The organism is Novosphingobium mississippiense, from assembly GCF_044029535.1.
Classification (GTDB): Bacteria; Pseudomonadota; Alphaproteobacteria; order Sphingomonadales; family Sphingomonadaceae; genus Novosphingobium.
Map to the genome: position 1 here is coordinate 1684778 of NZ_CP147001.1, position 25189 is coordinate 1709966.

Consider the following 25189-nt stretch of genomic DNA (forward strand, 5'->3'; position numbering starts at 1 on the left):
GCGGGGAACCACTCCAGCGGGGACTCGTTGTGAATCCCTAGGTCGCAAGAGGACGAGTTAGAGCCGTGAAATACGTCGACACCCTGCAAAGGCAGCTTGAAAGCATGGCCGATGGCTTCGTGCAGGCCCTGCCCAGCCTCGTGATCGCGCTGATGGTGCTGATCGCCACTTGGGCCGTCGCTCGCTTTGCCGTGCGCATTGCTGACAAGCTGACCGGACGCACCAGCATCCGCAACGATCTCAAGCAGTTGTTCGATACACTCGTCCGCCTGCTGGTCTGGATTTTCGGCTCGCTGATCGCGCTGACGGTGGCGGTGCCCAGCTTCACGCCCGCTGGCGCCTTTGCCGGCCTTGGCGTCGGCGCGCTGGCCATCGGCTTCGCGTTCCAGGACATCTTCGAGAACTTCCTGGCCGGCGTGCTGATCATGCTGCGGGACAAGATGAACATCGGCGATTCGATCGACTGCAACAAGATCCAGGGCAAAGTGGAGCGCATCACGCTGCGCGAAACGCATATCCGCCAGTTCACCGGCGAACTGACCGTCGTGCCCAATTCGATGCTGTTCAAGAACCCCGTGCGTATCCTCAACGACGAGCCCGTGCGCCGTGACGAACTGGTCGTCGGCATTTCCTACGACGCCGATCTGGACCGCGCCGAGACCCTGCTGCGCGAAGCCGTGAAGGGCGTTGAAGGCGTGGATGCCAACAAGACCGTGCTGGTCGTGGCACAGTCCTTCAATTCCAGCTCGATCGATTTCCTGATCCAGTGGTGGGCCGACACCAGCCCGCGCGACATGCGTCTTACCAAAAGCGATGCGATCAAGGCGATCAAGACCGCGCTGGATGGAGAGGGTATCGAGATTCCCTATCCCTACGTCACCAACACTTTCAAGGAAGCGCTGCCCATCGACCGCGCGCCTGCTTCGCAAAGCAAGCGCGCCGCGTAATCCGCGCGTTTTCTCTACGGAAAACGACAACGGCCCGCTCTCCATTCGAAGAGCGGGCCGATGCTTTACCCGGATCAGTGGATCACTGGGCCGCAGTTTCCTGCCACTGCCAATCATAGACCAGCGGTGCCTCGCGAAAAGCGAAGCGGTCGATATGGCGGGCGACCACATCGGTCAGTTGCTCCACATTCTCCCGATCCTCGCCGGTGATGGCGATGGCAATGCCCACATCATCGGCTGCCATCGTCGCCACCGCGGTGGGGAAAGTCACCGTGCCGGTGCTCCCTTCCACCTTGGTTTCCAGCTTGTGGCTCCAGTGCTTGCAAAGTTGCAGCACGTACTTGGCCCCATTGGGCGTGGCGACTTGCGCCGCGATCGTGTGGCTCAACCTTCGATCCTTTCGATCTTGCGGGTGGCTTCGTCCAGCGCATCGGCAATCTGCAGGATCACTTCGCGATTGCCGCCGTCCTTCGAAAGCCGGTCGTGCATCGCCGTGCGCAGCGCATGGATCGCGCGGCGGACGGGAGCGGGATCGACCTTGTCGCGTGCCTCGGCCAGCGCCGACAGACGGGCCTTCAGTTCCACGGCCTTTTCGGCATCGGTTTCGGCCTGGGCACGGCCTTCCTCGGTCGCCTGGTACGACTTGCGCGCGCCTTCCTCGGCCTGTGCGGCAATCAGGCCCGCCTCTTCCATGTAGGTGAGCGCGGGATAGACCACACCCGGGCTGGGCGCATAGTCGCCGCCCGAAAGCGTCTCGATCTCACGGATCAGTTCATAGCCGTGGCGCGGTGCCTCGACGATCAGGGCAAGCAGCAGGGTCTGAAGCTCGGCCTGATCGAACAGGCGCTTGCGACGCCCGCCGCCCATGCGCCCGCCCCCGGGGCCGAAGCCACCGAAACCGCCGCCAAAGCCGCCACCGAAGCCTTCGCCCCGGCCGCCACGACCACGCCCACGGCCGCCGGGAAAGCCTTCGCCGAAATCGTCGCCATCACGGCCGAACGGGCCACGCTCCATGCCGAACCCGCCGCGACCGCGCATGCCGCGCGGACCGAAACGGCCACGCCCAAAGCCCTCGCCCTCAAAATCTTCGCGGCCGCCGTTACGTTCGGGTCCGCGTTCGCACCCACGGCCATGGCCGCGCCTGTGGTGGAAGTTCATCATTGTCATCTCTCTGTGTGTTTTCATGATGGCTACAAGATATATCTTAAAACGAACTTCGCAAGAGACAAAAATATATCTTGATGCATTTTTCGATGAAGCAACGGGATTCTGACGAAAGCCGCCGTCACACGGTTTCCCTTGCCGCCCGCCGCGCCTAAGAGGTCACCATGCCCGCCCTCTCCCTACCCGCGCTTCATGCCAGCCACGCCGGCTCCTGGCTTCGAGAGGGTGCCGGCGCGACTCGTCCCGTATCGAAAGGCGAAGCGGTCACGGCGGCTGCCGATACGCCGCTACTGATCCTGAATGCGCCGCTGGTGGCGACGCGCCTGGGCTATCCCGACCTGTCCGGGCTGGACCTGCTGGAACTCTTCGCCTTCGTGCACCCGGCGCGTTTCGTGGTGCCGACGCCCAAGGGCCTTGCCCACGCGCTCGACCTTGAAGAACCCACCGGTGATGCCGACGTGCCCCGCCTGCTGCAGGAAGCGGCCGGCGCACTTCTGGAGACTTGCGAAAGCCCCACCTGGGCCGAACGCGAAGGCGCATGGACCGGGCTGCAATCGCTGATCCGCATGCGCTGGCCATGGTCCACCCTGCTCAGCGGCCGCATTGCCAAGCCCCAACAGGCCGAACGCTGGCTGTTCACCCGCCTTCCCGAGTGGGAGGAAAGCCCCGAAGCGCCGCAACCCCGGCAGGTCACGCTGCAACCCGCGGAAGTGCTGCAACGCCTTGCCAAACTGACCGGCAGCAGCGCCGAACAGCGCCAGAGCCAGCGCGCCTATGCGGTGGAGGCGTCGGAGGCCTTCGCCCCGCGTGAGGCGCGCGGACGGCCGCATGTGGTTCTGGCGCAGGCCGGCACCGGCATCGGCAAGACGCTGGGCTATCTCGCGCCGGCTTCGCTGTGGGCGGAACAATCGGGCGGCACCGTCTGGGTCTCGACTTATACCAAGGCCCTGCAACGCCAGCTCCGCAAGGAAAGCCGCCGCGCCTGGCCGGAGTATCGCCCGGATGGCAGCCAGCCCGTGGTGGTGCGCAAGGGGCGCGAAAACTACCTCTGCCTGCTGAACCTGGAAGACGCGCTGCAAGGCGGGTTTGCCGGCCGCGCCGCGATCATGGCGCAACTGGTCGCGCGATGGGCCGCCTATTCGCAGGATGGCGACATGATCGGCGGCGATCTGCCCGGTTGGTTGGGCACGCTGTTCCGCCAGCGCGGGATCACGGCCCTTACCGACCGGCGCGGCGAATGCGTCTATGCCGGCTGCCCCCATTTCCGGAAGTGCTTCATCGAGCGCGCCACGCGGGCCAGCGTCGGGGCCGATCTGGTGATCGGCAATCACGCACTGGTCATGATCAACGCCGCGCGCGGCCGCGATCAGGCCTCGCGCCCGACCCGCGTGGTGTTCGACGAAGGCCATCACGTTTTCGATGCCGCCAATTCGACCTTCGCGGCCGCGCTTACCGGGGCGGAGGCCATCGAACTGCGCCGCTGGGTGATCGGCCCGGAAAAGAACGCACGCGGCCGCCGACGCGGCCTGTCCGCGCGCCTTGCCGATGTCGCCAGCTATGATGAAGCCGGCGCCAAGGCGATCACCGCCGCGGTGGCCGCCGCCGAGGCCCTGCCCGGCGACAGCTGGATGCAGCGCATCGTCGAAGGCGCGCCTTCGGGTCCGCTGGAGGAACTGTTCGCCGCCGTTCGCGCCACCGTCTACGCCCGCGACGAAAGCGGTGGGCAGGAAGCGGGCTATGGCCTGGAAACAGAGGCCGCCGGCCTTGACGGCGCTTTCGTGGAAGCGTCCGAAGCCGCGCGAGAGGCACTGGCGGAATTGCGCCAACCGCTGATGCGCCTCAGCCTGCGACTGGAAGCGCTGCTGGAAGACGGGCCGGACTGGCTGGATGGCCCCGGCCGCGCCCGCATCGAAGGCGCGCGCCATTCGCTGGGCTGGCGAATCGACCTGCTGGCAGCGTGGGAAGCCTTGCTGGCTCGCCTCGCCGGTCCCGCCGATCCCGAATATGTCGACTGGCTCGCCCTCGAACGTTCCGAGGCGCGCGAATTCGATACCGGCATCCATCGCCACTGGCTGGATCCGATGAAACCCTTCGCCAGCGTCGTGCTGGAACCTGCTCACGGGGTCGTCATGACTTCGGCCACGCTGCGCGATGGCGACACTTGGGATCAGGCGATCAAGCGTTCCGGCACGCCCTATATCGACGTGGCGCCCAAGCTTTCCGAGCATCTGAGCCCGTTCGACTATGCCGCACAGGCCGAAGTGTTGATCGTCAACGATGTGCCGCGCGGCGATATTCCGGCGCTGGCCGGGGCCTACGGGCGACTGATCGAGGCATCGGGCGGCGGCGTACTGGGCCTTTTCACCGCGATCCGCCGCCTGCGCGCAGTCCATGGCCGCATCGCCGACCGCCTCGCACGCGGCGGGCTGCCGCTCTATGCCCAGCATGTCGATCCGATCGACACCGGCACCCTGGTCGACATCTTCCGCGACGATCCCAAGGCATCGCTGCTGGGCACCGATGCCTTGCGCGACGGTGTGGACGTGCCCGGCCACTCGCTGCGTCTTGTCGTCATGGAGCAAGTCCCATGGCCGCGACCGACAATTCTACATCGCGCGCGCCGCGTTGCCGGTGGCGGTTCGACCTATGACGACAGCCTGATCCGCGCCAAGCTGGCGCAGGCCTTCGGTCGCCTGATCCGCAGCCGCAACGATCACGGGCACTTCGTCGTGCTGTCTTCCGCGTTCCCCTCGCGCCTGCTCAGTGCCTTCCCGCAAGGGACCCCCGTGCGTCGCATTTCGCTGGAGGAGGCCTTGCATCGCGTGGCGGCAAGTGTTTCAGGGGAAACCGTGAAGGACGGCGATCCCGCCCGCCCCCCAGTGTGAGCGCAGCATCCGCATGAAGACTCTCGGCATTTTCAGGCACGCCAAGTCCGACTGGAACGATGCACGCCTGCGCGACTTCGACCGCCCGCTGAACAAGCGCGGCCGCAAGGGCGCGGCGCTGATGGGCCTGCATATCCGCGATCACAAGGTGAAGTGGAACCGCATCCTGGCCTCCCCCGCCGTGCGCGCGGCGCAGACCATCGAACTGGCGGAAGAAGCAGCCGGCGAATCGCCGCCGATCACCTGGGACCGCCGCCTCTATCTCGCCAGTTCAGCCACATTGATCGATGTACTGCGCGAACAGAAAGGCGATCCGCGCACGATCATGCTGGTGGGCCACAACCCGGGCCTGGAAGATGTGATCTTCGACCTCGTGCCCGATGACGGATCCAGCCCGATGCGCGACGTGGTGGAGGAGAAATTCCCCACCGCCGCTTTCGCGGTAATCGAACTGGATATCGAATCGTGGAGCGATCTTGCCGATGGCCGCGGGCGGCTCGTCCATCTGACCCGCCCACGTGACCTGGACCCGGAACTGGGCCCGCAAATCGAAAGTTGACGGTAAACGGCGCGCGCCGGGCAGACCGTCAAGCGGCCTAGAGTGCCTCCGCCAATCGCGCGCGGATCGCGCGTAGACGATCGATGATCTCACTGTCGAAAGCGGCCATCGCCACGGATTGCGCGAGCACCACGGCCGGAGGTGCCGGCATTGCAGGCGCATCGGATTGCGCCTCGATCGCCTGACGCGCACCGCGCAGGGTATAGCCCTCGCGATGGACGAGACGGTCGATTTCGGCAATCAGCGCAACGTCTTCCGGACGGTAATAGCGGCGCCCGCCGGCACGCTTGATCGGCTGAAGCGCAGGAAACTGCTCTTCCCAATACCGCAGGACATGCTGCCGGACGCCAAGCGCCTTGGTAACCTCGCCGATGGTGCGGAGCGCTTGCGCGTCCTTTCCATCGTCGAAATGGGCGTCTGAACGGGATTTCCCCGTGCTGCCGGACATCAAACTGGCTCCTTTGGGCGTTGCCGCCCCGCAGGAGCGGCCTGAATCACAATTCCGCGATGCGATCCTTGAGCATCTGGCTGGCGCGGAATGTCATGACCCGGCGCGGGGTAATGGGCACTTCCACCCCCGTCTTCGGGTTGCGTCCCACACGTTCGCCCTTGTCTCGCAACAGGAAAGTACCGAAGCCGGAGATCTTCACGTTCTCCCCCTCGGTAAGTGCTTCCGACATGTGCTGCAGAATGGCTTCCACCATGCCAAGCGACTCGGACCTGGAAAGGCCAAGCCGCCGGTGAATGGCTTCGGCGATTTCAGCTCTCGTCAGTGTTTCTGTGGAGCGCATCAAAACCGCATCCCCTTCGAGCCCTAACCCCCATTACGATAATATGAAAAAATGAGGGAAAAGCAATGCTCGAGGCAGTAAACAAACCGATAGTGCCAAGGGCCACGCAAATTCACATGCGAACGAGGCTGGCACCCCAGGTAAAGCCGCCGCCCATCGCTTCGAGCACGACCAGATCGCCCTGCTTGATTCGGCCATCCCGAACGGCCTGATCAAGCGCCAGCGGAACCGAAGCGGCCGAAGTATTCGCATGCTGGCCCACGGTCTTCACGACCTTTTCTGCCGGCATGTTGAGCTTCTTCGCCGTGGCATCAAGGATGCGGGCATTGGCCTGGTGCGGCACCAGCCAGTCGATATCTTGCGCGGAATGGCCGGTTTCTGCCAGCACTTCTTCAAGCACTTCGGCCAGGTTGACCACGGCGTGGCGGAATACTTCACGGCCCTTCATGCGCAGCTTGCCCACGGTGCCGGTGGTCGAAGGACCGCCGTCGACATAGAGCAACTGGTTGTGCGCACCGTCGGCATGAAGCCGGGTGGCAAGGATGCCGCGCTGCGAGGCGCCTTCCTGCTCCTGCGCTTCCAGCACGATCGCACCGGCGCCGTCGCCGAACAGCACGCAAGTCGTGCGGTCTTCCCAGTCGAGAATGCGGCTGAAGGTTTCTGACCCGATCACCAGCGCGCGCTGGGCCATGCCCGAACGCAGCATCGAATCGGCCACGCCCACGGCGTAGAGAAAGCCCGAGCAGACTGCGGCCACGTCGAAGGCGATACCGCCACGGCAGCCCAGATTGGCCTGAACCAGGGTGGCAGTGGCCGGGAAGGTCTGGTCCGGCGTAGCGGTAGCAAGGACGATCAGGTCGATCGAAGATGCCTCGATACCCGCGGCCTCGATCGCCTTGCGGGCGGCATCGGTGGCCAGGCTGGAGGTGGTTTCGTCGTCCGCTGCGATGTGGCGGTTGGAAATCCCGGTACGCTCGACGATCCACTCGTCGCTCGTATCGACCTTTTCCGCCAGTTCGGCGTTGCTGACCGCACGGCGCGGCAGGGCAGAGCCCGTACCGACGATGACCGAACGACGCATCAGGCGCTCTCTTCCTGGACGCGCGGTTTGCGCAAGGAGGCACCGCCCATGCGGGCAAGGTCAGCGGAGATCCGCTCGGTCACGTTTTCCTCCAGGAGCCGCGCGGTAACCGCCACGGCATTCGCGACGCCGGCAGCATTCGCACTGCCATGGCTTTTCACGACGATACCGTTCAGACCCAGGAAAACCGCGCCATTATGATTATTGGGATCGAGATGGTGCTTCAGCAGTTCGGTTGCCGGCTTCGAGATCAGGAACCCGATCTTCGATCGCAACGAACTGGAAAAACCGCGGCGCAGCAGGTCCGCCACGAAACGCGCCGTGCCTTCCACCGCTTTCAGCGCGACATTGCCCGAAAAGCCATCGGTAACGACGACATCCATGTCGCCGCTTCCCAGCTTGTCGGCCTCGGTAAATCCGTCGAAGGACATCGACAGATCGCCCGCAGCCGCCTTCAGCATCGACGCCGCATCGCGCAGCATGTCGGTGCCCTTGGTCTCTTCGGAACCGATATTCAGCAGACGCACGCGCGGCTGCTCGCGACCCGTGGCGACGCGGGCATAGGCAGCGCCCATGATCGCGAACTGCACCAGGTTGCGCGCATCGCACTCGGCATTGGCGCCAAGGTCGAGCATCACGATGTCGTTGTCGCCCAGCGTTGGCAGCAAGGCAGCCAATGCAGGCCGGTCGATACCGGGCATCGTGCGCAAGGCCAGCTTGGAAATCGCCATCAGCGCACCGGTATTGCCGGCACTGACGGCGGCGCCGGCATCACCTGCCTTCACCGCCTCGATAGCGCGTCCCATCGAGGTGCCCTTGGCCCGGCGCAAGGCCTGGCTGGGCTTATCCTCGCCACTGATAACGCCCTCCGTATGGAGGATCTCGGAGCTGGCCCTGAGGTTGGGATGATTTTCCAGCGCGGTTTTGATCCGCGCCTCATCCCCCACCAACAGGAACTTGAAACGTTCATGACGACGGCGCGCGAGCGCAGCGCCTTCAATCATGACGCGCACGCCCTCGTCGCCGCCCATCGCATCGATCGCGATACGCGGCAGACTCATGGCACTCTCCGAGACTCGTTCGTGGTCTTAGACTTCGACCGCGACGATCTCACGACCGTTGTAGTGGCCGCAAGCGTTGCAGAGGTTGTGCGGACGCTTCAGTTCGCCACAGTTCGGGCATTCGTGGAAAGCCTCGACCTTCAGCGCGTCATGGCTGCGGCGCATGCCACGGCGGGAAGGGGTGGTCTTTCTCTTAGGGACAGCCATTTCGGCACCTGTTCCTGGAATAAATGAATGTCAAAAACGCCGCCGAGACCGTCATTACCCGGACCGGCGGCTTGCGAAGGCGCGCCTATAACCGATTTCTGACGAGTTGCAACCCGTTCCTCCCCGTCGCATGAACGCGAAACATTCAAGTTCCCGGGAACGGAGAGAAACCCCGCATGATTCTTCAGACGACATTGTGCCTGGCAGCCGCGGCCGCCGTCATCACCTTCTGGCATATAGTACGTATCGGGCAAGTTCGCACCAAGGCAAAGGTGCTGCACGGCGATGGCGGCAACGTGCTGCTCAGCCGCCGGATGCGCGCGCAGCTCAATTTCGTGGAAAGCACGCCCTTCGTGCTGATCCTGGTCGCGGCAATCGAAATGACCGCCAAGGCCGGTGCCTGGCTGGCCATCGTCGGGTCGATCTTCATGCTGGGGCGCGTACTGCACGCCTTCGGGATGGATTCGGACCGCCCTCACCCGCTGCGCATGGCCGGCACGATCATCACCATTCTGACGCTGCTGGGCCTCGCCGTGGTGGCGGTGCTGATCGCGCCGGGGCGCTTCTGATTCTTTTATAGGTGTGGCAGGCACCGGCCCTTTCGACCGGTGCCTACCACGCTTCAGGCCACGCTTCAGGCCATGGTTCAGGTCGGGCTTCAGGCCGGCAGGCCACGCTCCAGCGCGGCGTCGCCGACGAAGGGATTGCTCCGGCGCTCATCACCGAACGTGCTGATCGGACCGTGGCCGGGCACGAACGTCACATCGTCACCCAGCGGCCAGAGGCCCTGCGTGATCGAATTCACCAGATCCTCCAGATTGCCGCGCGGGAAATCCCAGCGGCCAATGCCGCCGTTGAACAGCACGTCACCCACCATGGCGAACTTGCTGGGGGCATGATGGAAAACTACGTGCCCCGGCGTGTGCCCCGGGCAGTGCACCACATCCAGCTCAAGCTCACCCACCGTCACCTTGTCGCCATTTTCCAGCCAGCGATCGGGCTCGAACGTGTGCGCTTCCATGTTCCAGCGCGGGCCATCGTCATTGAGTTTGGCGATCCAGAAGCGGTCTTCCTGCTGCGGCCCCTCGATCGGCACGCCCATTTCCCTGGCGAAGACGCCGGCCATGCCACAGTGGTCCAGATGCCCGTGGGTGATCAGGATCTTCTCCAGCGTCACCCCCGTCTTCTCCAGCGCCTGGCGCAGCTTGGGCAGATCGCCGCCAGGATCGACGAAGGCCCCGCGCATCGTCTTGGTGCACCATATCAGGGAGCAATTCTGCTGCAGCGGCGTGACGGGAATGATTCCCACGCGCATCGGGCGTTCGTCGGTGTTCTCGGTCATGCCCCGGAAATGGCGGCAAGCCGGCCCGAATGCAACGCTTCCGGATGAGCCGTCAGATCCGGCCACCCTTCCAGACGGCGCGCCCGATCACGATCACTTCATCCAGCCCGCACTCGATCGGACGGTAGGCCGGATTATCGCTGATGAGGGTAATGCGCTCCGCCCCCAGCACGCCAAGCCGCTTGACCAGCACGGCATCGTCTAGCCGCACGACATGGATCCCCTCGCGCAGCGGCTGCCAATTGCTGTCGACCAGGATTTCGTCGCCGTGGCGCAGAGTCGGCTCCATCGAATCACCGGTGACGGTAATCGCCGAAAGCGTGTCAGGCCGCAGCCCCATCGATCGCAGCCAGCGGTCGGAGAAGCGCAGCGTTCCAAAAACCTCCTCCGCCCCCGCGTGAGAACCCGGGCCGGCCGACGCGCCCACCGTCAGCCGCGGAACATCCATCCAACCGCCCGCATCGCGATATTTTTCCTTAACCTTACCCAGCTCTCCTTCATCCACGCCAAAGAAGCGGGCCAACGTGCCGCGATCGGCCTCTTCCAGTTTCCGGGGGCTGCCCTTCTTGATGAACTGCTGGAGATAACTCGCATTTTTGCCGATCATGCGGGACAATGCAGAGAGGCTTACTCCCCGCCCATCGGCGAGTTCCAGCAGGCGAGCACGGGCATCAGCGGTTTCCACAATGTAATCCTATGCGAAGGAAATTTCCTAGACAAGTAGGATTTCAGTTGGAACATTTAGGGAACATATCCACACCCCGATAGGAGGACACCCGAAAAATGCTCCTGCGCCAGATCGAAAATTTCCTGAAAATCACGCACATGCCCTGCACCAAGTTCGGCCGACTCGCCGCGCACGATCCGCGTTTCGTCGGGGATCTGCGCAATGGCCGCGTGCCGCGCGAGGGCACGGCCGCCCGCGTCGAAAACTTCATGACCGCCTATCTGGAGACCGGCCGTGCGCGCTGATCCTGCCGATAAAGCATCGCCGCGCGACGCCGCGCGTATCGCCGTCCGGCAGGCATTCGGCTCCGAACGGCGCGCACGCGGACCGTGGCTGGCCCTGCTGTCGGAAGTTCTGACGCTGGCGGGGCCGCAGGCCGAATTCCGCCATCATGCCGAACGACCGTGGAGCAGCGCGACCTTTTCCGGATCGCGCCACACCATCGCGCTGGAATTCACCGGGCAACCGGCGGTCGACGCGGCCGAAGCACTGATCGCCGCCCTGCCCGATCACGAATTCGCGATTCCCGGGCAACTGGTGGCCGACGCCACGATCGCCTCGGTCGGCCATGAGACCGGGCCGCCGCCGCGCATGATCGTGGAAGTGGAACTGCTGCTGCTCGACGAAAGCTGAGTCTCAGTACCCTTGGGACAGGTCGACCACGTGCGCGAGCGACTCACCGCGCACGAATCGCCCAAGATTATCCAGAAACCGCGCCGCCCCCCGCTGAAACAGCGCATCCTGCGCCCGGCCGGACAAATGCATGGAAACATGCACATTCTCGCGCGACCAAAGGGGGTGGTCGGCGGGAAGCGGCTCGGGATCGGTAACGTCCAGGAACGCTCCGCCCAGGTGCCCCGAATCGATCGCCGCCAGCAGCGCATCCTGATCGATCACCGTGCCCCGCGCAAAGTTGAGCAGCACCGCCCCAGGCTTCATCGCCGCAAGCTCCGCCGATCCGAACATGCGATAGGTCTCGGGGGTCGAGGGTACGATCACGATCACCCAATCGAACCGCCCCAGCGCGGCGCGCCATTCGTCCGGCCCAAGTTCGTTCGCGCCGGCACGGCGGCGCGCCACGGTCACCTCGGCCCCGAACACCCGCAGGATTTCGGTGATCCGCCCGCCAATTTCCCCAGCGCCCAGCACAAGTACTTTCGAATCGAGCAGTTCCGCCTTGCCCGGCGGTTCAGCCAGCCATTCGTGTCGATCCTGCGCACGCACCACCTGGCGCCAGCCCTTGGCCGTAGTCAGCATCCCCATCACCGCATATTCGGCCACGCTCTGCGCATGGATGCCTGCCCCGTTGGTGAGGGTGACACCGCGGTCACGAAACAGGTCGAGCGGCAGCCAGTCCACGCCGGACGACATCGCCATGTACCAGCGCAGCTTCTCCATACGGGCAATCGCTTCCGCCGCCAGCGCCGGGCGCACCGGATCCAGCCACGCCAGATCGGCCCGCGGCGCCTTGGTCAACAGATCCTCCTCGCCATCCCACCACAGTGGCTCCACCCCGTCCGGCAGCTTGCCTTCAAGCAGCGCGCGCGATTGGGCATTGATCAGGGCAATGGTCATTGACAGGCTCCGGAACGGCGTAACAACTTGAACCGGGATGAAATTGGCAGGGGGAGCGGACATGGCAAGCCGGGAATGGGTATTCGCGGTTGCGTTTCTGGGATCGATCATCCCGGCAGGCGCAATGGCGCAGGACGAAGGCTCGCAGGAAGTGGTGGTCACGGCCACGCGGCGCGAGGCGGACGACTACGCGGCGGAGATGCCCGCCGTCGGCCTGCGCCGCAAAGCGGACTTCGCGGTGGTGGCAGTCACCGTTTCCGGTGACAGCCGCGACAAGGCGCAACGGGAAAGCGAAATCTACGACATGATCCGGGCCGCCATCGCAGCGGCGCCGCGCTCCGGCGTGCAACTGGCCTACGGAGAGCGGACGCTGCAACCGCTCACCCCGCAGAATTATCGGGAACTTTCGCTCAGCAACGATTCGCGGCCGGACAGCCAGCGGACGAGCTTCCTGGTGAAAGTGCCGCTGGCGGGATCGATGGACGCGCAAGGCGCCCAGGCCGCGATCACCGGCTACGTCAAATCGGTGAAGCCAGTGGGCCGCGCACTGCTGACGGAGAGCAACGACCTCTCGCTGTCGGTCGTCGCCCCCGACCAGTATCGCGGCCAGATCGCCGATGCCATCGCCACCGATGCCAAGGCCATGGCGGCCCGCCTTGGCGACGGCTACGGCGTGGAGATCGAAGGCCTCAACCGCCCGGTCGAATGGGCACGCTCGGGGCTTTCGGAAGTGCTGCTGTACATGCCGTACAAGCTGACGGTCGTGCCCAAGCGTTAGTTAGAGCGTTTTTTAATCGGGTGGAATCACCTGATGACTCGGAAAACGCGGTAACCAAAATCTTAGAGCCGTTGATCCGATGCAATCGGATCAACGGCTCTAGAACGTCAGCCCAGCTTCCATTCCCAGCCGAGCGGATCGCCGTCCATCGCCTCCACCCCCTTGGCGGCGAGTTCATCGCGCAGGGCATCGGACGTGGCGAAGTCCTTCTCCGCTCGGGCAGCCTTCCGGCGGACGAGCACGTCTTCGATCTCTGCCTCGGTGATCTCGGCCGTTTTCGGGCGGAGGCGCAAGTCGGCACGGCCGGTGCCAAACAGGTCGAGGCCGAGCACCGCGTCCATCCGCTCCACCACAGCGCGCTTCACCGAAGGATCGACCTTCTTGGCGGCCAACACATCCTCCAGCGCCGTCAGCGCGACCGCGGTGTTGAGGTCGTCCCCGATCGCCTTCTCGAACGTTTCGAGCATCGGCACGAGCTTGGGGTGGTTGGGATCGCCCGCTTCCACGTCGCCCAGACGCTCCACCACCATGATCATGCGCTTAAGGCGCACCAGCGCGGCGGCCAGCCCCTCCCACGAGAATTCCAGCTCCGATCGGTAGTGCGCCTGAAGGCACATCATGCGGTAGCCCAGCGGGTGGTAGCCCTTGTCGATCAGCAGTTGCAGCCGCAGGAACTCGCCCGAGGACTTGCTCATCTTGCCGGAACGCTCGACGAGGAAATTGTTGTGCATCCACACGTTGGCGCCCGAATTTGCAGGCACGTCTAGGCCGCAAGCGTCTTCGGGCTGGCAGCAGAACGCCTGGTTCTGCGCAATCTCGTTGGGGTGGTGGATCTCGCGGTGGTCGATGCCGCCGGTGTGGATGTCGAACGGGAAGCCGAGCAGATCGCCCGACATTACCGAGCATTCGAGATGCCAACCGGGGGCGCCCTTGCCCCACGGCGAATCCCATTCCATCTGCCGCTTTTCGCCAGCAGGCGTCTTGCGCCAGATCGCGAAGTCGGCGGCGTTGCGCTTGCCCTCTACCGTTTCGATGCGCCCCCCCAGAACATTGGCGCCCTCATCGGTCACGGCGCGCGCAAGACGGCCATAGTCGGCGACGGTGGACACGTCGAAATAGAGGCCGCTTTCCAGTTCGTAGCAATGATTTGGCGCGATCTTCTCGGCAAATTCGATCATCTGCGGAACGTAATCCGTCGCGATCGACCACTTGGCCGGCTGACGGATGTTCAGCGCCTTGATGTCCGCCCAATACGCCTGCGTGTAATGCGCGGCGATGTCCCAGATCGACTGCGCCTGGGTCCGCGCCATCTTCTCCATCTTGTCCTCACCCGCATCGGCATCGTCGGTCAGGTGGCCGACATCGGTGATGTTGATGACATGGGTAAGCTTGTATCCCGCATGGCTGAGCGTCCGGCCCAGAATGTCCGCGAAGACGTAGGCGCGCATGTTGCCGATGTGGGGGTAATTGTAGACCGTCGGCCCGCAGGTATAGACCCGCGCCTCGCCGGCGTGGACGGGCTGGAACGGTTCCAGCTGGCGGGTCAGGCTGTTGAACAGCGCCAAAGGCATTGGGCTTGTCTTGGGTTCGGTCATGACGCAGGGCAATTAGGCAGGAGCCGGGCGCAGTCAAGCCACGCCCGGCATTCCTGTCATTCGAAACCGACGAACTTCACCTGCTCGTCCAGCGCAACGCGCGGGCGGTCGAAGCCGTTTACCGGCACATCGAGGCGCTTGCCGATCGAAAGGCCGCAGAACAGCAGATGCGTCTCGTCCGACACGCCGATGTGATCCTTGATAAGCCGGGCGTAGAGGCCCATCCATTCCTGCGGGCAGGAATCGAGCCCTTCTTCGCGCAGCAGCAGCATGATCGTCTGCAGCCACATGCCCACGTCCGACCACTGCGGCGACCCCATGAAGCGCTCGAAATAGCAGACCAGCAGCGCGGGTGCGCCGAACGAGGTGACGTTCTGGTTCATGAACGCCTTGCGGCCTTCGCTGTCATCACGGGCGATGCCCATCGCGCCGTACATGAAGCCGCCCAGTTCCTGAAGGCGTGCCGCGTGGCGGGGCGACTGCATCGGTGCGGACCAGTTGTATTCTTCCGGATCTTGCGGCTGGCTGGCCAGCATCTTGTCCTGAAGCGCCTTCAACGGTTCGCCGGTCAGCACGGTCGCTTCCCAGGGCTGGAAGTTGCAGCCCGAAGGTGCCATGCGCGCCTTGTCGAGCACGCGGCGCAGCACGTCGAGGCTCACCGGCTCGTCGCTGAAGGCGCGGATCGAGCGGCGGCTGAGGACGGCGTCGGTAACGTTCATGAAATTCCCTTCGTTGGCGGGGGTTTGCAACCCGGCGCCGAACTTGGGGCCGGTCGGCCTATATTCAATACCGACCGGTAGAAAAATCACTCTTCCTCGAAAAGCCCCGCCAACTGCTCGATCATCGTGCCGCCCAACTGCTCGGCATCCATGATCGTCACGGCGCGGCGGTAATAGCGCGTCACGTCGTGGCCGATGCCGATGGCGACGAGTTGGACCGGGCTCTTTGCCTCGATCCATTCGATCACACGGCGCAGGTGCGCCTCAAGGTAGCCGGCGGAGTTCACCGAAAGCGTTGAATCGTCCACCGGCGCGCCGTCGGAAATCACCATCAGGATGCGGCGATCCTCCTGCCGGGCGAGCATGCGGTTGTGCGCCCAGAGCAGCGCCTCCCCGTCGATGTTCTCCTTCAGCAGCCCCTCGCGCATCATCAGGCCAAGGTTCTTGCGCGCGCGGCGCCAGGGCTCGTCCGCCTTCTTGTAGACGATGTGGCGCAGGTCGTTGAGGCGGCCCGGATGGGCGGGACGGCCACTGGCCAGCCATGCCTCGCGGCTCTGCCCGCCCTTCCACGCGCGGGTGGTGAAGCCCAGGATTTCCACCTTCACGCCGCAGCGTTCCAGCGTGCGCGCCAGCACGTCCGCGCTGATCGCCGCGATAGAGATCGGCCGCCCGCGCATCGATCCGGAGTTGTCGAGCAGCAGCGTGACGACGGTGTCCTTGAACTCGACATCGCGCTCGATCTTGTAGGACAGCGACTGGCCGGGCGAGACGACCACGCGCGCCAGTCGCGCGGCGTCGAGCATACCTTCTTCCTGGTCGAAGTCCCACGAACGGTTCTGCTGCGCCATCAGGCGCCGCTGGAGGCGGTTGGCAAGGCGGGTGACGACACCCTGAAGCCCCTTCAACTGCGCATCGAGATAAGCGCGCAGGCGGGTGAGTTCTTCCTCATCACAAAGGTCCGCCGCGCCGACCACTTCGTCGAACGCCTCGGTAAAGACCTTGTAGTCGAAGCTGTCGGGAATATCGGTCCACGGGCGGTTCGGACGGACGGGGAGCATCCCCTCATCGCCCTCGTCACCTTCCTGCCCCTCGTCCATGTCCTCAGGGTTTTCACCCTCGGCTTCGCTTTCGCCCTGATCCTCGCCCTTGGAAGGTTCGGCAGCGGCTTCGGCGGGTTGCTCTTCGCGCCCGCTTTCGTCGCCGGTCTCGTCTTCCTCGGTCTGCTCGTCGCCATCCATCTCATCGGCGTCTTCGGGCGGCAGGTCCACTTCGTCGGCCTGCGTCATCTCAAGGTGGGCGAGCATGTCGAGCGAGAGCTTCTGGAAGGCCTTCTGGTCCTCCAGCAGTCCGGCCAGCGCGTCGAAATCGTCGCCCGCCTTCGATTCGATCCAGCGGCGGACCATCTGCACGCCCTCATGCGCCACGTCGGGCACGGGCTGGCCGGTCAGACGCTCGCGCAGCAGCAGTGCCAGCGCGGTCGGCACCGGCACCTTGTCCGGCGCATCGGCGCGGGAGATCGGGTCGCTGGCGATGCGGGCCTCCAGCGAGGCGTCCAGATTGTCGCGCATGCCGGCATAGGCATTGGCGCCCAGCGCCTCGTACCGCACCATCTCCACCGCGTCGTAACAGGCGCGTGCCGAGGGTTCGGAGGGCGCATTGCGACGGTGCAGCGCCTCGTTGTGGTGGCGCAGCTTCAGCGCGAAACTGTCGGAAAATCCGCGCGCCTGCATGGCGGCGGCGCGGGGCACGGAGCGGCCCGGCATCGGGATGCGGAAGGTGCCCCCGGTGGCGCTGGGGGCATCGGCGGTCCAGTTGACCTCTACTTCGGCATCGTGGGCGATGGCGCGCGCGGCGCCGGTCAGCGCAAACTTGAAGCGGTCGACAGGTGTTTCATCGGACATGATCGCTCAATGGCGACATCGCCGCGCAGGTGCAAGACGCAGCAATGTAAAACGCCGGAGGCGCGATGCGGCTCCGGCGTTTCATTTTCCGAGCTTGCGCCGGCCCACCCCGCTGCGACTAGCCGGCAAGTCTCGCGGCCCTCCCGCTGGCGGGAGGGCAGAATTGCGCCACGCCTAAGCGTTGCGCTGGCACTCCCCTCCCGCATGCGGGAGGGGTTGGGGGTGGGCCTTAACTTGAATTTAGAGCGACTGGCCGGTCTTGGCCCAGTCGGCCATGAAGCCTTCGATGCCCTTGTCGGTCAGCACGTGCTTGACCAGGTTCTTGATGACCGCCGGCGGCATCGTCGCCACGTCCGCACCGATGCGGGCGCATTCCAGAACGTGCACGGGGTGGCGGATCGAAGCGGCGAGGATCTCGGTCTCGAACGCGTAGTTGTCGTAGATCAGGCGGATGTCGCGGATCAGGTCCATGCCATCGAAGCCGTTGTCGTCATGACGGCCCACGAAGGGCGAGATGAACGACGCGCCGGCCTTGGCGGCGAGCAGCGCCTGGTTGGCCGAGAAGCACAGCGTGACGTTCACCATGGTGCCGTCGCTGGTCAGCGCCTTGCAGGTCTTCAGGCCGTCAAAGGTCAGCGGCACCTTGATGCAGACGTTGTTGGCGATCTTGCGGAGGATTTCGGCCTCACGCATCATGCCTGCGTGGTCGAGCGCGACGACTTCGGCGCTGACCGGACCATCGGTGAGACCGCAGATTTCCTTGGTAACTTCGATGAAGTCACGGCCGGATTTGGCGATCAGCGAGGGGTTGGTGGTCACGCCGTCAAGCAGGCCGGTGGCGGCAAGCTCAGCGATTTCGGCAGTGTCGGCGGTGTCGACGAAGAACTTCATGGCGGGGTTCCTGTAATGGCTATCGCCACCGGAAAGCACCTGCCCGGGGCGAATCTGGCGCCCCTATAGGCAAGCACGGCCTTTCTGGATACCCCGCCCGAACCTCAGCCAGCCTTGAATATGCCCATCAGCAAGGGATCGTTGGTCTGCGACGGGTCCTGCCGGATCGACGCCTCTGCCGAGCCGATCTCGTACCAGATTGAATTGTCGGCCTCGAGCGCCAAGGCATGTGCCGCGTCCGTGATCGTCACCCCCTTCAGCGAGGCGATCGCCTTGGACAATGTGGGATCGGTGGTCTGCTGCATGGCAGCCTCGATCCCCGGCATCATCGCGTTGACGAGGGCCGGCCCCATCGAATTGCGCAGAAGCGTGGTCGCCTCGGTCTTGCCCCCGCGCAGCACGCCGGCGGGGTCGGGGATAGCGACCTGCTTGGTGGCCTGCGCCACCAGGGGCGCTGCCGCGCCCGCGCTCTTGCCGGCGATCGTGTTGAGCTGGTGCTGAAGCTCCAGCTTGAACTTGGGATCGCGCAGGCTGGGCGATGACGTCCTGCCCGTGCGCGTGAACAGCACCGGCAGCGGAATGCGCGCGACAGGGCTGGTCCAGAAGCCATCGGGCTGCACCAGCCAGGTGAACGCGCGTTCGGAGGAGAAGCGCATCAGGCGGCGCACCGGCTCTGCATCGGTGGCGCTGCCGCCGGTAAGTGCACTGCCGATCCCGCTCGTCGCACAGCCGGAAAGCACCAGCGCCCCCATGGCCACCAGCCCGCCCAGCACCGTGCGGCGGGCCATCACATAATCGTCCTGCTGCCCGACAGATTCAGGCGATCCCCAATTCACCATCATCATCTCCTTCACGTGCCCTTACCTCAATGCCTATATGCATTTCAGATGAAACGCATTCGAATCCTTGTCTTCAATGCCGCGCTGGGCGTGCTCGACTACCGCGTGCCCGAGGGTAAGCAGGTCGAATACGGATCCGTGGTGATCGCGCCGCTCGGCCCCCGTCAGGTTTTGGGGATCGTGTGGGAAGCGGAACGCCTGAGCGCGCAAGAAGTGCCTGAAAGCAAACTCAGACCGATTCTGGAAGTGCTGCCGGTGCCCCCTATCCCCGAGCGGCTGCGCCGGTTGATCGAGTGGACTGCGGACTATTATTGCGCCTCGCTCTCCTCGGTGGCGCGCATGTCGCTGGGATCGATGGCGGCATTGCGCGGCGGCGGCACGACCACGGAGTACCGGCTGACGGGCGAGGAACCGGCCCGCCTCACCCCGCAACGCGCGGCGGCGCTGGATGCGCTGCAGGGCGAACAGGCCTCTATCAAGGAACTGGCGGAACTCGCCTCGGTATCCGAAGGCGTGCTGCGCGGCATGGTCGGCGCCGGATTGCTGGAACCGGTGGTGGTCGACCTCGACCGCCCCTACCCGCGCGCCAATCCGCAATTCGCGGTGCCGGAACTGTCCGAAGGCCAGCAAGCGGCGGCAGACACTTTCGTGGAGGCAGTGCAGACGCACAAGTTCGCGCCCTTCCTGCTCGATGGCGTCACTGGATCGGGCAAGACGGAGACCTACTTCGAAGCCGTGGCCGAAGCGCTGCGCCGCAACCGGCAGGTGCTGGTGCTGCTGCCGGAGATCGCGCTGACCGAAAACTTCCTGCGCCGCTTCGAACATCGCTTCGGGGTGCCACCGATCCTCTGGCACTCCTCATTGAAATCCAGCGAGCGCCGCCGCGCATGGCGTGCGATCGTCCAAGGACAGGCTCAGGTCATTGTAGGTGCCCGCTCGGCCCTGTTCCTGCCCTACGCGAACCTCGGCCTGATCGTGGTGGACGAGGCGCACGAAATCTCGTTCAAGCAGGACGACGGCGTGCGCTACAATGCCCGCGACGTGGCGGTGATGCGCGCCAAGTTCGAAGCGTTTCCCGTGATCCTCGCCAGCGCGACGCCGGCACTGGAAACAATGCAACTGGCCGAAGCCGGGGTCTACAGGAAGATCGACCTGCCCGCCCGCTTCGGCGGCGCGCAATTACCCGACATCCAGATCGTGGACTTGCGCAAGGAGGCGCCGGAGCGCGGCAAGTGGCTTGCTCCGCGTCTTGTCGAGGAGATGAAGGCCCGCCTTGAGCGCGGCGAACAATCGCTGCTGTTCCTCAACCGCCGTGGCTATGCACCACTGACATTATGCCGCCACTGCGGATATCGCTTCCAGTGCCCAAACTGCACGGCCTGGCTGGTGGAGCACCGCTTCTCGAAGCGGCTCGCCTGCCATCACTGCGGTCATGAAGTGCCGGTGCCGGAGGCATGTCCGGAATGCGGTACCGGCGACTGCCTGGTCGCCTGCGGGCCGGGCGTGGAGCGGATTGCCGACGAAGTGGCGGAAATCCTGCCCGAAGCGCGCGTCGCGCTGGTCACGTCGGACACGATGAACACGGCCGAGGCGATGAACGAATTCGTCGCCAAGGCGGAGGCCAAGGCCATCGACGTGATCGTCGGCACGCAGCTCGTCACCAAGGGCTATCACTTCCCCGAATTGACGCTGGTCGGCGTGGTCGACGCTGATCTTGGGCTTGAGGGCGGAGACTTGCGCGCCGCAGAGCGGACCTATCAGCAGGTCGCACAGGTCGCCGGACGTGCGGGGCGCGGCGAGAAGCCGGGCGAAGTGCTGATCCAGACGCGCCACCCCGAAGCCTCGGTTATCGCGGCGCTGGCAGCCGGTGATCGCGACGCCTTCTACGCTGCAGAAATCGAGGCTCGGCGCGATGCCAACGCTCCGCCGTTCGGGCGTTGGGCGGCGATCATCGTCTCGTCGGAGGATCAGGCCGAAGCCAAGGCAGCCGCCCGCGCCATCGGTGGCACCGCGCCGAACCTGCCGGACATGCTGGTGCTAGGCCCTGCCCCGGCACCGCTATCGCTGCTGCGTGGACGCCACCGCTTCCGCCTGCTGATCAATGCGCGTCGCTCCGCAGAACTTCAGAAGGTTCTGAGGGAATGGCTGGAACCGCTTCAATTTCCACGCGGCGTACGCGTAAATATCGACGTGGATCCCTATAGCTTCGTCTGAGCGTTCTCGCGCCGGAGCAGCTCGCGCTTGATCCCTTCGCCATAGGCATAGCCGCCGATCGATCCGTCCGAGCGGATCACGCGGTGGCAAGGGATCAGCACCGCCACATTGTTCGCGCCATTGGCCGAGCCTGTCGCACGCACCGCGCCAGGCTTGCCGACGGCGGCGGCGATCTGTGCGTAAGTCCGCGTCTCGCCGGCGGGAATGCGCTGCAATTCGCGCCAGACCGCCTGCTGGAAAGCTGTGCCCTGCACATCGAGCGGGATCGCACGTGACTGGCCGGGCTGCTCCACAGCGGCGACCACATCCTTGGCCACGCGGTGGAAACCCTCACCGCCTTCGACCAGTTCGGCCTTGGGGAAGCGCTCTGCCAGTTCTTCACGCCCCTCACCGAACGAAAGCCGGCACACGCCCTTGTCGGTGGCGGCCACCAGCATCGGCCCCAGCGTCGTGGACACCACCGACCAGTGGATCGCCACCCCTGCCCCGCCGTTGCGCCAAGCCGAGGGCACCATGCCCAAACGCTCGTCACTACTTTCGTAGAAGCGAGAAGCGGCGCCGAAGCCGGCCTCATAGATCGCCTCGGTCACGCTGGCCCCGCCGCTGAGGGCTTCTCCGGCCCGGTCGAAGCGGCGCGCACGGCCATATTCAGCCGGAGACAGGCCGACCGCGCGCTTGAACACCCGCTGGAAATGCGTGGGACTGTACCCCACCGCTTCCGCCAGCTCGGCAAGGCCGGGCGCGACATCGCGCAGCTCATCCAGCATCGCCAGCGCGCGGGTCACCGCTTCCTCGTCGCGCGAGACTTCGTTGGGCCGGCACCGCATGCACGCGCGCAGCCCTGCGTGCTCGGCCTCGCAAGCCTCGGTGAAGAAGCGCACGTTCTCCCGCTTGGGATGGCGCGCCGAACAGGACGGGCGGCAATAGATGCCGGTAGAGAGCACGCCGGTCACGAAGCGCCCGTCGAACGACTTGTCGCGCGCGAGCACCGCCTGCCAGGCGCGCTCGTCATCGACGAGAGTGGTCATGAGGTTCACTGTCCGTCTCCCTCTCGTTCTATCCGGGCCGCAAAGCAGCCATAGGCGGCATTGTGCGCGTGAATGCAAGCCACGCGCGGTTCCGCAAAGAGTGTGGCAATGCCCTCTTCCACCTCGCCAGGACCGGCAAGCAGCGCCCGCACCATCATGCCCTCCTGATCGAATCCCCGCAGCGACATCGTGCGCCCTGCGAACACCGGCGGCAGCCGATCGGTCACCGGTTCGGCCTGCGACGCGCCATCGCGCACATATATCGCATACGCGGTGCGATAGGGATGCGGCGCTGAACCATCGGTGAAACCGTGGCTGGTGAAGTTCACCAACAGAACCCGCTCTCCCTCCCGCGCATCCTCCAGGCTGACCCGGCAGGGATAGCCGGGGTGGGCGTCGGCGATCAGCACCCGGGCGCCGGAACGTCTCAGTTCCGCGTCACTCATGCGAAAATAATCGGCAAAGGGGCCTGCCTCCAGGCCAACGATTCGAAAGCTCACTGCCATACTCCTGCCACGCTTCGACCGAAGTTCTGCAGCACCTGCATGATCGGCACTTCCCGCACCTTGCTTTCAAACCGCTTTTTTAGGCATTGTCCCCAGGCGTCCTCCCGCACCTTGCATAGTAACACTATCGTCGCTATGCGCGCCCCGTCTGCGGGCCGGGGGGCACGGCAAAGTCGTGTACCCAAGTGCCTCAGCCCACCCGATGTAAGGATAGGACACGCGTGGAGAATTCCGGCGGCATCAAAGCCAGCTTGCAAGGGCGCTACGCTTCGGCGCTGTTTGACCTTGCCAGCGAGAACGGCGTCGTAACGAACGTCGAGGGCGACCTCGACCGTATCGGCGCTGCGATCAAGGAAAGCGGCGACCTCGCCGACCTGATTCGCAACCCCGAAATCAGCCGCAAGGCGGCCGGCGCGGCCATGGAGGCTGTGGCCGACGTGCTTGGCCTCTCCGCCCTAACGAAGAACTTCGTCGGCGTGCTGGCGGCCAATCGCCGCCTGTCCGCGCTGCCCGAGATCATTCGCGCCTTCGTCGCGATCGCTGCCGCCCAGCGCGGCGAGGCGACTGCCGAAGTCACCACGGCGCACCCGCTCAACGACGCGCAAGTCGAAGAACTGCGCCAGAAGCTGGAACTGCGCGAAGGCCGCAAGATCAGCGTGAAGACCAGCGTTGACGCCGATCTGCTCGGCGGCCTGGTCGTCACCATCGGCTCCAAGCGCATCGACAGCTCGATCCGCACCCGTCTCAATTCGCTCGCCCAGGCCATGAAGGGCTAAGAAAGGCACCACAATGGACATCCGCGCCGCAGAAATCTCGAAGGTCATCAAGGACCAGATCGCCAATTTCGGCACCGAAGCCCAGGTTTCGGAAGTCGGTTCCGTGCTCTCGGTGGGTGACGGCATCGCCCGCATCCACGGCCTCGACAAGGTCCAGGCCGGCGAAATGGTCGAATTCGCCAACGGTGTGCAGGGCATGGCCCTCAACCTCGAAGCCGACAACGTCGGCGTCGTGATCTTCGGCTCGGACGCCGAGATCAAGGAAGGCGACAGCGTCAAGCGCACCAACACCATCGTCGACGTTCCCGTCGGCAAGGGCCTGCTGGGCCGCGTGGTGGACGCTCTTGGCAACCCGATCGACGGCAAGGGCCCGATCGTTGCCGACAAGCGCGCCCGCGTTGAAGCCAAGGCCCCCGGCATCATCCCGCGCAAGTCGGTGCACGAACCCGTGCAGACCGGCCTCAAGGCGATCGACGCTCTGGTGCCCGTGGGCCGTGGCCAGCGCGAACTGATCATCGGTGACCGCCAGACCGGCAAGACCGCCGTCGCGATCGACACCTTCATCAACCAGAAGGAAGCGAACGCCGGCACCGACGAATCCAAGAAGCTCTACTGCATCTACGTCGCCGTCGGCCAAAAGCGCTCGACCGTTGCGCAGATCGTGCGCCAGCTCGAAGAGAACGGCGCGATGGAATACTCCATCGTCATCGCCGCCACTGCTTCGGAACCGGCTCCGCTGCAGTACCTCGCGCCCTACACCGGCGCCGCGATGGGTGAGTTCTTCCGCGACAACGGCATGCACGCCGTGATCGTGTACGACGACCTTTCGAAGCAGGCCGTCGCCTATCGCCAGATGTCGCTGCTGCTCCGCCGTCCGCCGGGCCGCGAAGCCTACCCGGGCGACGTGTTCTATCTTCACAGCCGCCTGCTTGAGCGCGCCGCGAAGATGAACGACGAGAACGGCAACGGCTCGCTGACCGCGCTTCCGATCATCGAAACGCAGGCTGGCGACGTCTCGGCCTATATTCCGACCAACGTGATCTCGATCACCGACGGCCAGATCTTCCTTGAAACCGGCCTGTTCTATCAGGGCATCCGTCCGGCCATCAACGTCGGTCTGTCGGTGTCGCGCGTCGGCGGTTCGGCCCAGACCAAGGCGATGAAGAAGGTTGCCGGCTCGATCAAGCTGGAGCTGGCGCAGTACCGCGAAATGGCGGCCTTCGCCCAGTTCGGTTCGGACCTCGACGCCTCGACCCAGAAGCTCCTCAACCGCGGCGCGCGCCTGACCGAACTGCTGAAGCAAAAGCAGTTCTCGCCGCTGAAGTTCGAAGAGCAGACCGTGTCGATCTTCGCCGGCACCAACGGCTACCTCGATGCCCTGCCGGTGTCGAAGGTCACCGAGTATGAAGCCGAAATGCTCGACTTCATGCACGAGAAGCACGCCGACGTCCTGGAACTGATCCGTTCGACCAAGGACTTCGGCGACGAAGCCAAGGCGAAGACCAAGGCTGCGCTCGACGCGTTCGCCAAGCAGTTCGCCTGAGATTGACCTGATCCTCCGCTTCGGCTGCCCGCAAGGGCACCGGAGCGGAAAACGGAGAGA

Annotated in this window: 27 protein-coding genes; 10 read left to right on the forward strand and 17 right to left on the reverse strand. The window is 64.8% G+C overall.

All coding sequences use genetic code 11. The features are described from left to right. The first annotated feature begins 65 nt into the window (after positions 1-65). The gene (locus WBP06_RS07900) at positions 66-947 is read left to right on the forward strand and encodes a mechanosensitive ion channel family protein (RefSeq protein WP_395333551.1); all 882 of its coding nucleotides are present in this window, start codon (positions 66-68) and stop codon (positions 945-947) included. 82 nt (positions 948-1029) lie between these two features. On the opposite strand, the gene WBP06_RS07905 is transcribed toward WBP06_RS07900, so the two are convergent. Continuing rightward, a complete protein-coding gene (locus WBP06_RS07905; protein ID WP_395333553.1) occupies positions 1030-1335 on the reverse strand; it encodes a DUF2218 domain-containing protein in 306 nt (101 codons plus the stop codon). Then, entirely contained in the window at positions 1332-2108 is a 777-nt protein-coding gene (locus WBP06_RS07910; protein WP_395333555.1) for a PadR family transcriptional regulator, read from the reverse strand. The genes WBP06_RS07905 and WBP06_RS07910 overlap by 4 nt, the downstream gene beginning before the upstream one ends. 167 nt (positions 2109-2275) lie before the next feature. Here WBP06_RS07910 and WBP06_RS07915 point away from each other — a divergent pair, with 167 nt between their 5' ends. Together WBP06_RS07915 and WBP06_RS07920 are read left to right on the forward strand one after the other, a co-directional pair. Beyond that, positions 2276-4996 carry an ATP-dependent DNA helicase gene (locus WBP06_RS07915; RefSeq protein WP_395333557.1) on the forward strand — a complete coding sequence of 907 codons (2721 nt, stop codon included), beginning with the start codon at positions 2276-2278 and terminating at the stop codon, positions 4994-4996. Positions 4997-5009: 13 nt separating this feature from the next. Beyond that, positions 5010-5555 carry a SixA phosphatase family protein gene (locus tag WBP06_RS07920; protein WP_395333559.1) on the forward strand — a complete coding sequence of 182 codons (546 nt, stop codon included), beginning with the start codon at positions 5010-5012 and terminating at the stop codon, positions 5553-5555. A gap of 37 nt (positions 5556-5592) precedes the next feature. Here WBP06_RS07920 and WBP06_RS07925 read toward each other — a convergent pair whose 3' ends face one another. The 5 genes from WBP06_RS07925 to rpmF all read right to left on the reverse strand — a co-directional run bounded on the left by WBP06_RS07925 (position 5593) and on the right by rpmF (position 8695). Then, the gene (locus tag WBP06_RS07925; RefSeq protein WP_395333561.1) at positions 5593-6003 is read right to left on the reverse strand and encodes a MerR family transcriptional regulator; all 411 of its coding nucleotides are present in this window, start codon (positions 6001-6003) and stop codon (positions 5593-5595) included. Positions 6004-6049: 46 nt separating this feature from the next. Then, positions 6050-6346, reverse strand: a complete 297-nt coding sequence (locus tag WBP06_RS07930; protein WP_395333562.1) for an integration host factor subunit alpha — start codon at positions 6344-6346, stop codon at positions 6050-6052. 112 nt (positions 6347-6458) lie between these two features. Beyond that, positions 6459-7427, reverse strand: a complete 969-nt coding sequence (locus WBP06_RS07935; RefSeq protein WP_395333564.1) for a beta-ketoacyl-ACP synthase III — start codon at positions 7425-7427, stop codon at positions 6459-6461. After that, entirely contained in the window at positions 7427-8488 is a 1062-nt protein-coding gene (gene plsX, locus WBP06_RS07940) for a phosphate acyltransferase PlsX (RefSeq protein ID WP_395333566.1), read from the reverse strand. Before plsX ends, WBP06_RS07935 begins: the two co-directional genes overlap by 1 nt. 27 nt (positions 8489-8515) lie before the next feature. Then, positions 8516-8695 (reverse strand): 50S ribosomal protein L32, encoded by a 180-nt coding sequence (gene rpmF / locus WBP06_RS07945; protein ID WP_031342399.1) that lies wholly within the window; start codon positions 8693-8695, stop codon positions 8516-8518. 176 nt (positions 8696-8871) lie between these two features. Here rpmF and WBP06_RS07950 point away from each other — a divergent pair, with 176 nt between their 5' ends. Then, positions 8872-9264: an MAPEG family protein gene (locus WBP06_RS07950; RefSeq protein ID WP_395333569.1), complete on the forward strand. Its 393-nt coding sequence runs from the start codon at positions 8872-8874 to the stop codon at positions 9262-9264. Between the two features lie 89 nt (positions 9265-9353). On the opposite strand, the gene WBP06_RS07955 is transcribed toward WBP06_RS07950, so the two are convergent. Further along, complete coding sequence (locus WBP06_RS07955) at positions 9354-10037, reverse strand: MBL fold metallo-hydrolase (protein ID WP_395333571.1); 684 nt, start codon at positions 10035-10037, stop codon at positions 9354-9356. Positions 10038-10089: 52 nt separating this feature from the next. Continuing rightward, positions 10090-10722, reverse strand: a complete 633-nt coding sequence (locus tag WBP06_RS07960) for a helix-turn-helix transcriptional regulator (RefSeq protein ID WP_395333573.1) — start codon at positions 10720-10722, stop codon at positions 10090-10092. Between the two features lie 98 nt (positions 10723-10820). Between WBP06_RS07960 and WBP06_RS07965 the strand changes: the two genes are divergently transcribed. Next, entirely contained in the window at positions 10821-11009 is a 189-nt protein-coding gene (locus tag WBP06_RS07965) for a hypothetical protein (RefSeq protein WP_395333575.1), read from the forward strand. Next, positions 10999-11397 (forward strand): hypothetical protein, encoded by a 399-nt coding sequence (locus WBP06_RS07970; protein ID WP_395333577.1) that lies wholly within the window; start codon positions 10999-11001, stop codon positions 11395-11397. The genes WBP06_RS07965 and WBP06_RS07970 overlap by 11 nt, the downstream gene beginning before the upstream one ends. A gap of 3 nt (positions 11398-11400) precedes the next feature. Here WBP06_RS07970 and WBP06_RS07975 read toward each other — a convergent pair whose 3' ends face one another. After that, entirely contained in the window at positions 11401-12339 is a 939-nt protein-coding gene (locus WBP06_RS07975; protein WP_395333579.1) for a D-2-hydroxyacid dehydrogenase, read from the reverse strand. Positions 12340-12400: 61 nt separating this feature from the next. Here WBP06_RS07975 and WBP06_RS07980 point away from each other — a divergent pair, with 61 nt between their 5' ends. Next, positions 12401-13117, forward strand: a complete 717-nt coding sequence (locus tag WBP06_RS07980; protein ID WP_395333581.1) for a TonB-dependent receptor — start codon at positions 12401-12403, stop codon at positions 13115-13117. Between the two features lie 107 nt (positions 13118-13224). Here the strand turns inward: WBP06_RS07980 and cysS are convergent, their stop codons facing one another. From cysS to WBP06_RS08005, 5 genes are all read right to left on the reverse strand, one after another. Next, positions 13225-14688 carry a cysteine--tRNA ligase gene (gene cysS / locus WBP06_RS07985; protein ID WP_395333583.1) on the reverse strand — a complete coding sequence of 488 codons (1464 nt, stop codon included), beginning with the start codon at positions 14686-14688 and terminating at the stop codon, positions 13225-13227. Positions 14689-14768: 80 nt separating this feature from the next. Further along, entirely contained in the window at positions 14769-15431 is a 663-nt protein-coding gene (locus tag WBP06_RS07990; RefSeq protein ID WP_395333585.1) for a nitroreductase, read from the reverse strand. An 86-nt stretch (positions 15432-15517) separates the two neighbouring features. Next, positions 15518-17332, reverse strand: coding sequence for a cobaltochelatase subunit CobT (gene cobT / locus WBP06_RS07995; protein WP_395333587.1), 1815 nt, complete (start codon positions 17330-17332; stop codon positions 15518-15520). 240 nt (positions 17333-17572) lie between these two features. After that, positions 17573-18223: a fructose-6-phosphate aldolase gene (fsa, locus tag WBP06_RS08000; protein WP_395333589.1), complete on the reverse strand. Its 651-nt coding sequence runs from the start codon at positions 18221-18223 to the stop codon at positions 17573-17575. Positions 18224-18327: 104 nt separating this feature from the next. Next, complete coding sequence (locus tag WBP06_RS08005; protein WP_395334084.1) at positions 18328-19068, reverse strand: DUF4197 domain-containing protein; 741 nt, start codon at positions 19066-19068, stop codon at positions 18328-18330. Positions 19069-19110: 42 nt separating this feature from the next. Between WBP06_RS08005 and WBP06_RS08010 the strand changes: the two genes are divergently transcribed. Next, positions 19111-21276, forward strand: a complete 2166-nt coding sequence (locus WBP06_RS08010; RefSeq protein ID WP_395333591.1) for a primosomal protein N' — start codon at positions 19111-19113, stop codon at positions 21274-21276. On the opposite strand, the gene ada is transcribed toward WBP06_RS08010, so the two are convergent. Together ada and WBP06_RS08020 are read right to left on the reverse strand one after the other, a co-directional pair. Further along, positions 21261-22304: a bifunctional DNA-binding transcriptional regulator/O6-methylguanine-DNA methyltransferase Ada gene (gene ada, locus WBP06_RS08015; RefSeq protein ID WP_395334086.1), complete on the reverse strand. Its 1044-nt coding sequence runs from the start codon at positions 22302-22304 to the stop codon at positions 21261-21263. The genes WBP06_RS08010 and ada overlap by 16 nt on opposite strands. A gap of 5 nt (positions 22305-22309) precedes the next feature. Further along, positions 22310-22804, reverse strand: a complete 495-nt coding sequence (locus WBP06_RS08020) for a DUF1203 domain-containing protein (protein WP_395333593.1) — start codon at positions 22802-22804, stop codon at positions 22310-22312. A gap of 227 nt (positions 22805-23031) precedes the next feature. Here WBP06_RS08020 and WBP06_RS08025 point away from each other — a divergent pair, with 227 nt between their 5' ends. After that, a complete protein-coding gene (locus tag WBP06_RS08025) occupies positions 23032-23586 on the forward strand; it encodes a F0F1 ATP synthase subunit delta (protein WP_395333595.1) in 555 nt (184 codons plus the stop codon). Between the two features lie 13 nt (positions 23587-23599). Further along, complete coding sequence (gene atpA / locus WBP06_RS08030) at positions 23600-25129, forward strand: F0F1 ATP synthase subunit alpha (protein ID WP_395333597.1); 1530 nt, start codon at positions 23600-23602, stop codon at positions 25127-25129. The last annotated feature ends 60 nt before the right edge of the window (positions 25130-25189 follow it).